Annotated in this window: 13 protein-coding genes and 1 tRNA gene; 5 read left to right on the forward strand and 9 right to left on the reverse strand. The window is 48.5% G+C overall.

Annotated elements, in window-relative coordinates:
* The first annotated feature begins 81 nt into the window (after positions 1-81).
* Entirely contained in the window at positions 82-843 is a 762-nt protein-coding gene (locus tag C1H71_RS08310) for a glycosyltransferase family 2 protein (RefSeq protein WP_130106135.1), read from the forward strand.
* Between the two features lie 243 nt (positions 844-1,086).
* Here the strand turns inward: C1H71_RS08310 and C1H71_RS08315 are convergent, their stop codons facing one another.
* From C1H71_RS08315 to C1H71_RS08350, 9 genes are all read right to left on the reverse strand, one after another.
* A complete protein-coding gene (locus C1H71_RS08315; protein WP_130106136.1) occupies positions 1,087-2,127 on the reverse strand; it encodes a CobW family GTP-binding protein in 1,041 nt (346 codons plus the stop codon).
* A gap of 451 nt (positions 2,128-2,578) precedes the next feature.
* Positions 2,579-3,184, reverse strand: a complete 606-nt coding sequence (pth, locus tag C1H71_RS08320; protein WP_130106137.1) for an aminoacyl-tRNA hydrolase — start codon at positions 3,182-3,184, stop codon at positions 2,579-2,581.
* A 148-nt stretch (positions 3,185-3,332) separates the two neighbouring features.
* Positions 3,333-3,914 carry a 50S ribosomal protein L25/general stress protein Ctc gene (locus C1H71_RS08325; protein WP_130106138.1) on the reverse strand — a complete coding sequence of 194 codons (582 nt, stop codon included), beginning with the start codon at positions 3,912-3,914 and terminating at the stop codon, positions 3,333-3,335.
* A gap of 109 nt (positions 3,915-4,023) precedes the next feature.
* Complete coding sequence (locus tag C1H71_RS08330) at positions 4,024-4,974, reverse strand: ribose-phosphate pyrophosphokinase (protein ID WP_099396806.1); 951 nt, start codon at positions 4,972-4,974, stop codon at positions 4,024-4,026.
* Positions 4,975-5,038: 64 nt separating this feature from the next.
* A tRNA-Gln gene (locus C1H71_RS08335) sits at positions 5,039-5,115 on the reverse strand.
* 17 nt (positions 5,116-5,132) lie between these two features.
* Entirely contained in the window at positions 5,133-5,642 is a 510-nt protein-coding gene (locus C1H71_RS21390; RefSeq protein ID WP_262488417.1) for a 4-(cytidine 5'-diphospho)-2-C-methyl-D-erythritol kinase, read from the reverse strand.
* On the reverse strand, positions 5,642-5,995 hold the full coding sequence (locus C1H71_RS21395) for a 4-(cytidine 5'-diphospho)-2-C-methyl-D-erythritol kinase (protein ID WP_262488418.1): 354 nt from the start codon (positions 5,993-5,995) through the stop codon (positions 5,642-5,644). The genes C1H71_RS21390 and C1H71_RS21395 overlap by 1 nt, the downstream gene beginning before the upstream one ends.
* Positions 5,977-6,501 carry a lipoprotein insertase outer membrane protein LolB gene (gene lolB, locus C1H71_RS08345; RefSeq protein WP_130106139.1) on the reverse strand — a complete coding sequence of 175 codons (525 nt, stop codon included), beginning with the start codon at positions 6,499-6,501 and terminating at the stop codon, positions 5,977-5,979. Before lolB ends, C1H71_RS21395 begins: the two co-directional genes overlap by 19 nt.
* A complete protein-coding gene (locus C1H71_RS08350; protein ID WP_188053674.1) occupies positions 6,501-8,279 on the reverse strand; it encodes a tetratricopeptide repeat protein in 1,779 nt (592 codons plus the stop codon). The genes lolB and C1H71_RS08350 overlap by 1 nt, the downstream gene beginning before the upstream one ends.
* A gap of 254 nt (positions 8,280-8,533) precedes the next feature.
* Here C1H71_RS08350 and mutM point away from each other — a divergent pair, with 254 nt between their 5' ends.
* The 4 genes from mutM to cysD all read left to right on the forward strand — a co-directional run bounded on the left by mutM (position 8,534) and on the right by cysD (position 13,901).
* On the forward strand, positions 8,534-9,349 hold the full coding sequence (gene mutM / locus C1H71_RS08355; protein WP_130106141.1) for a bifunctional DNA-formamidopyrimidine glycosylase/DNA-(apurinic or apyrimidinic site) lyase: 816 nt from the start codon (positions 8,534-8,536) through the stop codon (positions 9,347-9,349).
* Positions 9,350-9,741: 392 nt separating this feature from the next.
* Entirely contained in the window at positions 9,742-11,748 is a 2,007-nt protein-coding gene (locus C1H71_RS08360) for a dynamin family protein (RefSeq protein ID WP_130106142.1), read from the forward strand.
* A 183-nt stretch (positions 11,749-11,931) separates the two neighbouring features.
* Positions 11,932-12,669, forward strand: a complete 738-nt coding sequence (locus C1H71_RS08365; protein WP_130106143.1) for a copper homeostasis protein CutC — start codon at positions 11,932-11,934, stop codon at positions 12,667-12,669.
* Between the two features lie 314 nt (positions 12,670-12,983).
* Positions 12,984-13,901 (forward strand): sulfate adenylyltransferase subunit CysD, encoded by a 918-nt coding sequence (gene cysD / locus C1H71_RS08370; RefSeq protein ID WP_130106144.1) that lies wholly within the window; start codon positions 12,984-12,986, stop codon positions 13,899-13,901.
* Positions 13,902-13,910 lie beyond the last annotated feature (9 nt).

Consider the following 13,910-nt stretch of genomic DNA (forward strand, 5'->3'; position numbering starts at 1 on the left):
TGCAAGCTTGCAAGTAGCTAGCCAATCGCGAGATTATAGCAGCCTCAATACAGCTATCTCGCGTCTACACGCTTGCAAAACATGTTAAAAATAAGTGGTCTGATTATTACATTTAATGAAGCACACAATATCGTTGCATGCCTGCGCTCTATGAAACAGGTTTGCGATGACATTGTGGTGGTCGATTCTTGCAGTAGTGATAACACCGTAGAATTAGCGAGGCAAGAAGGCGCAACAGTCATTTCGCAACCCTTCTTGGGCGATGGGCCGCAGCGCAGCGTGGGTTTGCCGCATTGCCTCCACGATTGGGTGCTGAATTTAGACGCCGATGAGCGCTTAGAAGACGATTTAGTCGCTTATTTAAAAAATACTGATTTAAGCCAGCAAAAAGTCAACGCCATTGAAACACGCCGCCGTAATTATATTGGCAATCAGACCACCCGCTTTGCTGGGCAATATCCGGATTATGTACGGCGCATATTTAATAAAACGCAGGCGGATTTTTCACCTGTCGCTGCACACACTAAAATTCAAAGCAATTCATTAAAAAAAATACCCGCGCATATTACCCATTATTCTTATAAAGATTATCCGGATATCTTTAAGCGGGCCTGTCTCTACGGCACTTGGCAGGCACAAACCATCGCTAAAACCAATAAAAAAATCGGCCCGCTCACACCAGGCTTTCATTGCCTGTTTTCATTTTTAAAACATTATGTGATTAAGCTAGGCTTTCTGGCGGGGCACGATGGATTAGCAATCTCGCTAGGCAAAGCCATCGCCTCCTACATCAAATACGCCCACGCAATTGAACTACGTCGTGCACGCGAAAAAAATCTGTAGGCACAGAGCACATTAAGGACACGGAGAACACAGAGAAAACCAAGCAAACAAAACCTAAAAGAAGTCCTGATTGATCCCGTTTCGTCATTCCCGTGCAGATTGAAATCCAGCATTTTTACTGGATCCCCGACAAAAACATTCGGGGATGACGGTCTAATCAAAGCACCCTTAACATCATTTTCATTCTTTCTTCGTGTTCTGCTTTTAAACTCTGTGTTCTCTGTGTCTACAGACCTTAGGTTTTTAAATCATCGCGGCCAAAATGGCAGCCTCTACCGCCGCCCAATCGGGCACGGTGTCGCTGCTGACGATCACTTCAAAGCGTGAATCGCGTCGATAAGCCGTGGTGGTCGCTCCCGGCATGCCGTCTACCCAATCAAATCGATACCAATCCCGCTCGGTGTGAAACACGCCTTTCGCGCGGGATAAACCTGCTAATCCCACGCTTTGCGGGCTGGATAACGTATCAAATAAATCGGCGAGCTTAGCGCTAAAAAACAGGGTTTCTGGAGAAAAAATCCAGCCGCAGCTATGCGAGCCCAAGGCGGAGTGGGATTTTTTAATCGGCCAAGCCAACTCTTCTTCCACGGCAGCAACTGGTTTAACGCGTTTACGCAGATTATTGCTATGCAAATTAGGTGTGCTGGTGACTGGCCAGCGCTCTGGATGCAGCTCTAAATCAAGCAAAGCAGGGTCGAACTCGCCTTGTGCGGCTTGGATAATGGCGAGTTTGGGCGGGAACATGGCTTCTGCCATTTTCCGCGCAGCAGCCATTTGATCCACATCGGCCAAATCGGCCTTACTCAGCACAATCACATCGGCCAATTGCAGCTGATCGCGCCATGTTTCATGGCTGGTATAACGGCTGTCTTGCAAGTGCCGCGCATCAAGCAACGTCAGCACCGCTCGCACATCTAGGGCTGCGGCCAGAAATGGATCGCGCAGTAAATCAATAATGCCTGCCGGATGGCCCAAACCAGATGGCTCGATCAGCAGGCGATCAGGACGCTTACCTTTGAGTAATTTAGTCAGCGTCACGCGCAGCATGGGGCTGGTGGTGCAGCAGATACAACCGCCAGGCACTTCGGCAACTTGTATATCTCCAACCGGCAAACCATCCCCCGCCACCGACAGGCTGGCCCCATCGATGCCCACTTCACCAAACTCATTCACCACCACCGCCCAGTATTCATCCTGTGGCTTAGTGGCAAGCAGCTTCATCATGGCCGTGGTCTTGCCCACGCCTAAAAAACCACTGATTAGATTGACCGGAGTGCGATTCATAAATACTCATTATTGCTAAAGCAAAAAAAATAGAACTTCTGTAGACCCAGAGAAAAAGGAAGAACACAGAGCACACAGAGAAACTAAAGATATGGCTCCAAATAAATCTCAATATGGCAAGCCGTCATCCCCGAGCGTTTTTACCGAGGATCCAGCAGCGCCGCTAGCAGCCTGTCGGACTTAAGCGATCGTAGCGAGGGAAAGACCGGTTTGAGACAGACTTAGCGGGTTTTTAAGGCGAATAGCTGGCTATTCAACGAGAAAATGCGTGAAATATGGCCAAATCCGGCTTTTCCGTAGTAGATCAGTCTTAAGTCCGACAGGCTGCTAGATTCCCGATAAAAGCATTCGGGAATGACGCAGTAGTTCGGCATCGACGGTGAGACTGCATAAAATTGTTTTCTCCGTGGTCTTTGTGTCCTCTCTTTAGCTCTGTGTCTACAGGCTTTTTTTAGTCTGGCTTAGGTTTATTTGGCCTTTGCACACCCGCATGCAGAGCTTGCATCGCCCCGCCCATGTCCCCTGCCAGCATTTTAGGTAGCACGTGATGGGCTTTGATCAACACATCCATGATGCCTTCGAATTCTTCTTTGCGTGGTGGCTTAAGTACAAAATTAGCCACTTCGGCCTTATTACCCGGATGGCCGATGCCCACGCGTAAGCGCCAGAAATCAGGTGTTCCCAAGTGGGCTTGAATATCTTTTAAGCCATTATGCCCACCATTCCCGCCGCCCTGCTTCAGCTTGATCTGCCCTGCAGGGATATCCAGCTCGTCGTGCACCACGAGGATTTCTGCGGGCAAGATTTTATAAAACTGCGCCAGCGCCACCACGGATAAGCCACTGCGGTTCATAAAAGTTTGCGGCTCTAGCAGCCACACATCGCTGCCATGCAGGCGGGCTTTAGCAGCTAGGCCGTGGAATTTATTATCGTGGCGCAAAGAGACATTGGCATCTTTGGCTAATTCATCCACCCACCAAAACCCCGCATTATGGCGGGTTTGCGCGTAGTCGCTACCGGGATTGCCCAGCCCTACGATCAGTTTAATTTGCGGCATAGTCTTTCAAAAGCAGGCGAAAAGGGCTACATGATACCCTAGGTCAATCATCCATTAGCCTTAAGAACGATTCCGTTCCAGTATCAAGGCATAAAAATATAGACATAAAAAAACCCGCCGCAGCGGGTTTTTTTAAAGTACTTAAAACTTAAACAGCTTTTGCGCCGTTCAGGTTTACGATACCCAAGTCTTTACCAGAAGCCAACGATACCAATTCGATACCATCAGCCAGCTTGATGTCAGACAAGTGAACCGAAGTCTTCATTGCAGACAAGTCAGCAAGGTCAACAGTTACGAATTCTGGCAGCTTAGAAGCTACGCAACGAATCATTACTTCGTTCAATACTGTGCTGATTGTACCGCCTTGCAGCTTAACGCCCAGACAAGCATCGCCGTTGATGAAGTGCAATGGCACTTTCAATTCAACAACAGTTGCTTCATTTACGCGTTGTAAATCAACGTGCAGAACCAATTGCTTGAATGGGTGGTATTGAACAGCGCGAACCAGAACTTGCTCAGAAGCAGCACCTTCAATGTTCAGCTTGATCAAAGCAGTGTGGAACGCTTCTTTTTGCAGAGCGTAGTACATGCTGTTGTGATCAAGTGTTACGGCTACAGGAGCTACATCGCCACCGTAAACGATTGCTGGCAAACGACCATCGCGACGCTGGCGGCGGCTCGCACCCGTACCTTGCGCATCACGTGCTACTGCATTGATTTCAAATGTCATGATAAAACTCCATACGCACCGAAGTGCATTTTAATAAGCACCGTCCGCGACCAGACAGTGCAACAGAAAACCCAGATAAAATATCTGGGTTTTGAATTCTTAAGCCGATTTAATCGACAAACAATGAAGAAACAGACTCATCGTTATTAATGCGACGCATCGTTTCAGCCAAGAGGCCAGCAATCGATACTACGCGAACGCGGCCGCTATCTTGCGCTGCTTGGCTTACTGGAATGGTGTCAGTCACAACCACTTCATCTAAGTCAGATTGCATGATGCGCTCAACCGCGGCACCAGAAAATACCGCGTGAGTGGCATAAGCCAATACGCGCTTAGCACCGTGTTGCTTCAACGCTTGCGCGGCTTTGCACAGGGTGTTGGCGGTATCGATCATGTCATCGATAATCACACAGGTACGATCTTTTACATCACCGATAATGTGCATGACTTCGGCAACGCCAGCCTTAGGACGGCGTTTATCGATAATCGCCATATCCACACCTAATTGCTTAGCCATAGCGCGGGCACGCAATACGCCGCCTACGTCTGGGCTAACAACCATTAGGTTTTCGTAGCGTTTTTCGCGGATATCCGACAGTAAAACAGGGGTCGAGTAGATGTTATCTACAGGGATATCGAAGAAGCCTTGGATTTGATCAGCGTGTACATCTACCGTCAGTACGCGATCTACGCCCGCAACGGTCAGCATATTTGCAACCACTTTGGCGGAGATAGGTACACGAGCGGAGCGTGGGCGGCGATCTTGACGGGAATACCCAAGGTAGGGAATTGCTGCAGTAATGCGGCCAGCCGATGCGCGTTTCAGCGAATCAACCATTAACATCACTTCCATCAGATTATCGTTGGTCGGGACACAAGTGGACTGCAAAACGAAAACATCGCGACCGCGAACGTTTTCTAGCAGCTCAACGGTCACTTCACCGTCCGAGAATCGACCAACCGTGGCACGGCCAATCGAGATGTCCAGGTGATTAACTACGCTATCAGCAAGTTTCGGGTTAGCGTTACCAGTGAACACCATGAGACTATCGTAAGCCATTTCTGTATTCCAGAAGGACGAAAAGCGCGTAATTTTTAAATTACACGCTTTTCTATTCGAATGATGGCAGGGGAAGAAGGATTCGAACCTTCGCATGTCGGAATCAAAATCCGATGCCTTAACCAACTTGGCGACTCCCCTAATGAAACTGCCCGCAACTACTCGGCAAATTCATGTAATGGATGCTTACTTAATGACCTAGCAACAAATCCGATCATATTTTTTGGCAGGTCGTATATTACACTGTTTGCTTCGTTGGGTGAAGAAAAACTTGCAAAAACACAACTACCTGAGCCAGTCATTCTTGCGTTTGCATACTGGCTAAGCCACGTAATACTTTCAGCTATCTTTGGATGACTTTTACAGGCCACCGCTTCCAGATCGTTTTGGGTGACGGCGCTACTGAGGAGCGGAACTGTAATCGGCGGAGTATTTCTTGTCAAGCTTGGATCGCGAAAAATCTGCGGCGTGGAAACATGCACTGCTGGATGCAAGATCACAAAATAGGTGTCTGGCGTGGCAACTGGCGTCATTATTTCGCCAATCCCTTCAACAAAAGCCGACTCGCCAAAAATAAAAAACGGCACATCTGCCCCCAAACTTAAACCTAGCGCCATCAGTTTGCTGCGTGGCAAATTAAGCTGCCACAGGCGGTTGAGCACCAACATCACGGTAGCAGCATCAGAGCTACCGCCACCAACCCCTCCCCCATTGGTAGGCGCTTATCTACTCGGATATCCACACCAAGCTTGCAACCCGTGGCTTGCTGCAGCAAACGGGCAGCACGCACGGTGAGATCCGTCTCGGCAGGAACACCTGGCAAAGGATTGTGATGCCTCACCTCTCCACTTGTATTCACCCGCAAACTAATCGTATCGCTTAAATCAATTAGCTGAAAAACAGACTGCAGCAGATGATAGCCATCAGGGCGACGACCAACAATATGTAAGAAAAGATTGAGCTTAGCTGGAGCAGGAAAATCTTGCCAGACGCTATTTATGCTTAGGGATTCCATTGCCATTCTGATATCACTACTTTAATTTCAAGATCGTCACGACTTAGCATCAGCCTATGCGGCAAGCTAGGCTGGCCACGATAATCTGTGCTCTCAATACGCCAGCCTGCTTGCTCAAGCAGTTGGCCGTTTTCAATTTTGCTTTGGTGGCTTACGCTATCTGGATCGGCCTCGCCACGCAACCACCAGCGCAGGCCAGACACCGGCAGGGGCCAGCCCAGCGCTTCTTTGATCAACTCATCGGGGGATGCGGCCTTAATGACACGCTGATTAGCATCCTTAAAGCTCGCTAAACCAGGGCTAAATCGCAGCTCTGCCGCGGTTTGCCCTAGTGGGCCTGATAAAGATAACTCGCTTTGCTCACCAAGCTGATGCCAATCAAACTGCGCATAATGCCTTTCATTTGCCACTTTTAAGGCCACTCGGCCACTGGCAGAATAACCTGAACGGCTCACAGGGGGCGTACTTGCACAGCCAACTAAAAACAATACCGCGATTAACCATAAACGCATTAATGAATCCCTAAGCGCTGAATGGTTTCAAGCAAAGTTTCGTTCTTGGCATCAATCAAAACCGCAGCATCTATAAGTTTTTTAGCCTCTGTCTTTTCACCCAGCTGCCACAATACCTCGGCCAGATGCGCAGCCACGTCAGGTTCAGCAAGCTTGCTATACGCACGTTTCAGCAAAGTACTGGCTTCCTGCAGCCTGCCCTGTTTATACCGCAGCCAACCTAGGCTATCCAAAATCACGGGGCTATCCGGCTCTAGCGCAATGGCTTGCTCTAACAGTACCTCTGCCTCGCTTAATTTAGTGGTGCGTGTCAGCAGGGTGTAGCCAAGCGCATTCATTCCCTGTGCATTAGCTGGCATAAGCTCTACATACTTACGCAAATCGCTTTCTGCTAAGGCGTAATCACCTTGCATATCTGCAAGTAGTGCGCGGTCATAAACCAGATCTGTAGACTGTGGATAAGTCACTAGGCCCTTGCTAAGAATTTCAACGCCTTTTTTATAGTTGCGTGCCTCACGGTACAGTTGCGCTTCCATTTGGATACGCTCTACTTTTGCTTGCTCGGTATCACTAGGCAGAGCCGCAATAGCCTTACGTGCTTCTTCTGTGCGCCCTAAACGCGCCAAAACACGCGGCAGACGTTTTTTAGCCAAGGCGGCAAAATCTCCGCCCACTTGGCTATACCAACTTAAGGCTTCATCAAAACGATAGCGCTCTTCAGAAATCTGCCCTAGGTAGTAACGCAAATTATCCACATTGCGTGGGTTTTGTTTGATTGCGGCGCTGAGATTGCTATACGCCGTATCAAAATCACGCTGCTGCAGTGCAATTAAGCCAGAGCCAATCAATGCATCCAGATTATTGCCTTGTAACTTTAAAATTTCTTGGTAACCCTGTAATGCCTCAGGCAAGCGCTGGGCCGCAACCAGCTGACGCGCTAGGCTATTTCTTAACGTTAAAGACATTGGATTGTCTTTGATGGTTTTTTCTAGGAATTCAACACTGGCCGCTGGCGATTGATTAGCCAATAGCTGCGCCTTGTACTGAATGGCGGTTTCCCAATTTGGCCTTGCTGCAAGCGCAATACTTAACTCCGCCAGCGCATCATTAAACCGCTCTTGATTAGCCATTGCCACAGCACGGGCAAAATGTGCCTCAGGAAGCTGTGGATACTTTTGGGTTAGCTCATCAGTAAGCTTCCATGCCACTTTTCTGTCGGTGGTCTTATCCCAGAGCAAATGCATTTGCATAAAAAATGATGCGGCGTCTTCTGGCTTTGCCGCCAGCAGTGCCTCGATATGCGGCTTGGCATCTTCAATTCGATCAGCGCGAATCAAAAGAGTGAGCAAAATTTGCCGAGCACCCACAGAGTTTGGCGCAGCCGCTATCCATTGCTGAGCGGTTTCTTGTGCTAAACCCAGCTGCCCTGCCCCTACGGCCACTTCGGTTGCGCGGCGGGCCACACGAGGGTCATGGGTACGATTAGCCAGATCATGCCAAGTTTGCGCAGAGAGCGCTGTACGGCCTCGCTGTAATGAAACCTCCGCAACCAAAAAGCGCAGCAATAAATCATTGGTCAGCGGCATACGTGATAACGTTTCTGGCGCAAAGCTTTCATCCCGAACAGTCTCGGTTTCTGCCACCACTTCTGCTGGCTCGTTAGCTGCAGTGCTTGATGTAGAAACAGGCACAGCGGCGCATCCGCCCAAAAACAGGCCGCTAATAAGCAAGCATAGAGCTGAGTGTTTAAAAGTGGTGAGTCTGAATGGGACGGGCATGGCACAATCCAGTAACGTCATTAATCGTTCCATATTAACTCGGATATTTCAGATAGTAATAGCTCGTCTTACGCTTACTGATTTTAAAAACACAATGTAAGCCTAGCTCCTCAACAAGGCTAGCAGAATTAGTTAAAGCTTATTTCCCTTACAAAACAGGGCATTGCATCAATATTTATTGGTAAATTGCCCATGTATTCACCATCAATAGGCCGCGTTTAACGCAAGTACAACACCGCTAATAGGAAGAAAAAGTGCCAGAATTACCTGAAGTAGAAACCACAAAACGCGGCATTTCTCCCCATATAGAAGGGCAAAGCATTAGCGAAGTCATTATTCGTCAAGCAAGGCTGCGCTGGCCTATTCCGGCCGATTTAGCTCAAACACTGGTGGGGCGAAAAGTACTCAGCGTTACGCGGCGGGCCAAATATTTGCTACTCAGCTTTGAGCATGGCACCTTACTCATTCACTTGGGCATGTCAGGTAATTTACGCGTATTAACCGAAGCCTTCCCCGCTGAAAAACACGATCATTTTGATTTAGTGCTCGCAAATAGCACACGGCTACGCTATCGAGATCCACGCCGTTTTGGCGCATGCCTATGGCAGCCAATAGAAAATGGCCCCCATCCTTTATTGCTACAACTCGGCCCAGAACCCTTATCGGATCAATTTAATGCCGACTATCTACTATTGGCCAACTCTAATCGGAAAATAGCCATTAAACTCGCCATTATGGATAACCATACAGTAGTAGGAGTGGGGAATATCTATGCGGCAGAATCGCTTTTTAGAGCAAAAATCAACCCACAAAGAGCCGCAAATAGCCTGAGTTTGCAAGAAGCAGCGCAACTAGTTATTGCGATAAAAGCCACTCTCAACGATGCAATTACTGCGGGGGGCAGTACGCTAAAAGATTATGTAGATAGTGATGGTAAGGCGGGATATTTTCAGCTTAGTGCCTTTGTTTACGCCCGAGCGGGCATGCCATGCAGAATATGTAGCGGTGAAATTAAGCAAATACGCCAAGGCCAACGCAGCACCTTTTACTGCCCCCAATGCCAAATTTAATTGATATATTCCTATATTTTGAATCAGCAGCAAGCTAAGTCAGTAAGTATGTTAGTAATCGCTTATTACTAAAATGATATTTATGCGATAAAGTACTGAAAAATATGTAGTAAAAGACTATTTTTAAAATTAAATTATTCACCTCAAATCAATAACTGAATGTTAAGCAGAGCATAAAAATGGTCTCCACCAAATCTAGGGAAACCACAAATACAGTAGAGTGCAGCTTTCAGCTGCCCAATATTAAACAGAGCGCAGCAAGCAACACCCCTACATAGATGCTCATCAATTTAGCTTTAAAAGTATGTTCGTGATTTTATGGGGCAAAACGTCAGTGAATACCCCAACCATAATTGATACTAAATCTTGGCGCAGTAAATAGAGAGATCGCAATGAGCACTGATTACCTACATCAGCATGACTTGGCCGTAAATGACCCAAGTGGCAATGACCGTCTTGTGGGAGATTTTCAAGCCTACAGCAATTGGCGAGCCCAGCTCACCCAAACGATTAGCCAGCTATCACGCTGGCTCAACGAGCAAGATTTAGAAGACGCACAAAATGGCTTACGCATTTCTCAGCTGCTCGAGAAACTACGCGAAGATAAACTTAATATCGCCTTTGTCGCCGAGTTTTCTCGTGGCAAATCAGAGCTTATCAATGCGATTTTCTTTGCCAACTATGGCAAGCGGATTCTACCCTCCTCCGCTGGCCGCACTACCATGTGCCCCACCGAGTTACTCTACGATGCATCGCGCGTGCCTTCCATTCAGCTTTTGCCGATTGAAACCCGTGCCGAAAACGTGACCACTAGCGAATACCGCCGCTACCCAGAAGAATGGCGAACCATTGAGTTGGATATCAACAATTCCGACGCCATGCTCGAAGCCTTTCGCCATGTAGGCCTAACCCGGCGTGCTCCGGTAGAAGAAGCCACCCGCTACGGCCTATATAATAGCGATGATCCTGATCAACTGATTGCCGTAGATGCCGCAGGCACGATTGAGATTCCTTGCTGGCGTCATGCGGTGATCAACTTCCCGCATCCGCTGCTTAAACAAGGCTTGGTGATTTTAGATACACCAGGGCTAAACGCCATTGGTACCGAGCCAGAACTAACGCTGAATTTACTACCTAACGCCCACGCCATTTTGTTTATTTTGGCGGCCGATACGGGCGTAACGCGCTCTGATATTGATATTTGGCGCACCCACATTGGTAAAGGCAGCAATCGTGGCCGCTTAGCGGTGCTGAATAAAATCGATAGCATGTGGGATGAATTAAAAACCCCAGAGCAAATTGAAGCAGAAATCAACCACCAAATCGCCACCACCGCCGAGCTATTAGGCGTACCAGCGCAACACGTTTACCCGATTTCGGCACAAAAAGCCCTCGTTGCCAAGGTCAATCACGATGTCGATTTACTCGCCCGCTCGCGCCTTACCATCTTAGAAGAAGCGCTCTCTAACGAGCTACTGCCTTCTAAGCAAGATATCGTGCGCGATAGCACCATGACCGAGATCGAAGACATCGTGCAAGGCACTCGCACAATTTTGTCTGCAAGACGAGATGGTGTACTGGAGCAATTAGTCGAGCTATCTAAACTGCATGGCAAGAATCAAGACGTAGTCGGGCAAATGATGGATAAAGTCCAAGCCGATAAGCGCAAATTTGAACAGGGCCTCGTGCGCTTTCAAGCCCTGCGTAGCATCTTTAGCCAACAAACCAATAGCCTGCTTACCTTACTGAGTATTGATGCGCTGAAAGGAAATATTGAAGTTGTGCGCGGCCAAATGGAGCACAGCAAGTTCTCGTTTGGTGAAGGTGGCTTACGCGCCATCATGGATCATTTTTTTAAAGACGTGAACGGCAATATCAGTAAATCTGCCGAACAAGTTACCGAAATTCAAGCCATGATGGCAGCGATGTACAAAAAATTTAGCGAAGAGCACGGCTTAGGCAGCGTCACCCCACCGCCCTTTTCTACTTTGAAATACCACAAAGAAATTTCTCGGCTAGAAAAAGCCTTCCGTGAACATTTCAACACCATTAGTACCCTGCTAACCACTAGCAAGGGCCAGCTTTCGCATAAATTCTTTGAAACCGTCGCCAGTCGCGTGCTGTATGTATTTGAAGTAGCCAACCGCGATATCGAAAACTGGCTAAAAGCTGTGATGGCACCAATGGAAACGCAGGTGCGTGAGCATCAACTGCAGCTGCGCCGCCGCCTAGAAAGCATCAAGCGCATCCACAAAGCCACCGATACCTTAGACAGCCGTATCGAAGAGCTAGAAGAAATGGACAGGCAACTCGCACTACAACTCGCCGATCTAGACTCACGTTTACGCAGCATTTATGCCGCACTCAACGAGGATATTTTCGAAGCTAAAGCAGCATAATGCTTCAACTGCAGAGTGGTTTAGGCGGTTTTTAAGCAAGATTTACTTGGCTGACTGATACTTGCCACCGCTCGCCGCTCTTCTGCACTCTAAGTCCAGATAAACCTCTAACTAGCTCCGCAGGTTTTTTTCTGCAAATTAACGCCGCCTGCACTTAGGCGGCGTTCTCTTTTGGAAACGTCTATGTCTACTATTTTGCTAGAAATTTGCGCGGGATCGATCACGTCTTGTTTAGCCGCACAAGAAGGTGGCGCGCATCGGGTTGAGTTTTGCGATAATTTATTAGAAGGCGGCACCACGCCATCGTATGGGCAAATTGCGGTGGCCAGAGAGCGACTTTGGATCGGCCTGAATGTGATTATCCGCCCGCGCGGTGGCGATTTTTTATATACCGATCTGGAATACGAAGTCATGCAACGCGATATTATCGCCTGCAAAAAGCTCGGTGTAGACGGCGTAGTGATTGGCATACTGACGGCCAATGGCTATATCGACGTACCCCGCTGCAAAGCCTTGGTTGAGCTAGCTAGCCCCATGCAAGTCACCTTCCACCGCGCTTTCGACGTAGCCCAAAATCCACTAAAGGCACTTGAAGACGTGATCGCCACCGGTTGCAATCGCCTGCTCAGCAGCGGCCAAGCAGCTACTGCATTAGAAGGCGCTTCCATGCTTAAAAGACTGCAAGCCGCCGCAGGAGATCGACTCGTCGTGATGCCAGGTGCTGGCGTGCGCAGCAATAATATCGCCGAATTAGTCGCCGCCACCGGCTGCAAAGAATTCCACACCTCGGCCCGCCTGCCCTTCGCCAGCAAGATGCGTTATTGCAACCCCAATGTGCATATGGGCATCCCCGGCCAAGACGAATACGCCTTGGTTGAAACCAATTCCGAGCTGGTAAAAGAAATCCTAGGCAAACTCTGATTAACTTCAATTCCTTATTCCCGTGTAGAGCCTGCCCTCGAATGTTTTAGCCAGTAGCGGGAATCCAGTGATTTTGCTGGATTCCAGATTAAAGTCCTCGGGGATAACGATTGATTCAGCCGCCCTAGCCAAGCCTCCATATAGATATAACGATTAAATCCTTCGTTTACTGGCGCGACTTCGGTAAATTCGTAAGGCTATAGCGTTACATGGGCTTTTATCAGCCACCGTATGACCCACTATTTTCAGAGCTACGCAAAACGCAGCGGAAAATTCACCCGCGTTTTGAAACAAACTCTTTGCCCGGATAAAGTATGACTACCCTCAGTGAAGCAAGGCTGACTCACCTTAAGCAACTCGAAGCAGAGTCCATCCATATTATTCGTGAAGTGGCCGCCGAATTTGATAATCCGGTCATGCTCTACTCCATCGGCAAAGATTCTGCCGTGATGCTGCATCTGGCGCTGAAAGCCTTTGCGCCGGGCAAAATGCCTTTTCCGCTGATGCATGTGGACACCACATGGAAATTCGGCGAAATGATTAAATTTCGCGACAAAATGGCGGCTAAGTGCGGCTTTGATCTGATTGTTCACATCAATGAAGAAGGCGTAAAAGCAGGCATCAACCCGTTTAGCTCAGGCTCGGCCAAGCACACCGACGTGATGAAAACCGAGGGTTTAAAGCAGGCGCTGAATAAATATAAATTTGATGCCGCTTTTGGTGGCGCACGTCGTGATGAAGAAAAATCCCGAGCTAAAGAGCGCGTGTATTCATTCCGCGATAAAAACCATCGCTGGGACCCAAAAGTACAGCGCCCAGAGCTATGGAATATCTACAATTCCAAAATCGACCAAGGCGAAAGCATCCGCGTGTTTCCGCTGTCTAATTGGACAGAGCTGGATATCTGGCAATATATCTATATGGAAAACATCGATATCGTGCCGCTCTACTACGCCGACGTTCGCCCCGTAGTAGAGCGTAATGGCACCCTGATCATGGTAGATGACGACCGTATGCCGCTATTACCTGGTGAAGTGCCAGAAATGAAATCGGTGCGCTTTAGAACGCTAGGCTGTTATCCCCTCACCGGCGCAGTGGAATCTACCGCCAAAACGCTACCAGAAATCATCCAAGAAATGCTGCTCACCACCACCAGCGAACGCCAAGGCCGCATGATCGACCACGATTCATCTGGCTCAATGGAAAAGAAAAAAATGGAAGGGTATTTCTAGAAGCGGGGA

Origin of the sequence: Iodobacter fluviatilis (assembly GCF_004194535.1) — a bacterium.
In the GTDB taxonomy this organism is placed as follows: Bacteria; Pseudomonadota; Gammaproteobacteria; order Burkholderiales; family Chitinibacteraceae; genus Iodobacter; species Iodobacter fluviatilis_A.

Bases quoted from the DNA above. Each gene is read 5' to 3' on its own strand.
- C1H71_RS08350 (WP_188053674.1), bottom strand. From the start codon at position 8,279: ATGCCCGTCCCATTCAGACTCACCACTTTTAAACACTCAGCTCTATGC.
- C1H71_RS08365 (WP_130106143.1), top strand. From the start codon at position 11,932: ATGTCTACTATTTTGCTAGAAATTTGCGCGGGATCGATCACGTCTTGT.
- C1H71_RS08360 (WP_130106142.1), top strand. From the start codon at position 9,742: ATGAGCACTGATTACCTACATCAGCATGACTTGGCCGTAAATGACCCA.
- lolB (WP_130106139.1), bottom strand. From the start codon at position 6,501: ATGCGTTTATGGTTAATCGCGGTATTGTTTTTAGTTGGCTGTGCAAGT.
- C1H71_RS08315 (WP_130106136.1), bottom strand. From the start codon at position 2,127: ATGAATCGCACTCCGGTCAATCTAATCAGTGGTTTTTTAGGCGTGGGC.
- C1H71_RS21395 (WP_262488418.1), bottom strand. From the start codon at position 5,995: ATGGCAATGGAATCCCTAAGCATAAATAGCGTCTGGCAAGATTTTCCT.
- C1H71_RS08325 (WP_130106138.1), bottom strand. From the start codon at position 3,914: ATGACATTTGAAATCAATGCAGTAGCACGTGATGCGCAAGGTACGGGT.
- C1H71_RS08310 (WP_130106135.1), top strand. From the start codon at position 82: ATGTTAAAAATAAGTGGTCTGATTATTACATTTAATGAAGCACACAAT.
- pth (WP_130106137.1), bottom strand. From the start codon at position 3,184: ATGCCGCAAATTAAACTGATCGTAGGGCTGGGCAATCCCGGTAGCGAC.
- C1H71_RS08330 (WP_099396806.1), bottom strand. From the start codon at position 4,974: ATGGCTTACGATAGTCTCATGGTGTTCACTGGTAACGCTAACCCGAAA.
- cysD (WP_130106144.1), top strand. From the start codon at position 12,984: ATGACTACCCTCAGTGAAGCAAGGCTGACTCACCTTAAGCAACTCGAA.
- C1H71_RS21390 (WP_262488417.1), bottom strand. From the start codon at position 5,642: ATGTTGGTGCTCAACCGCCTGTGGCAGCTTAATTTGCCACGCAGCAAA.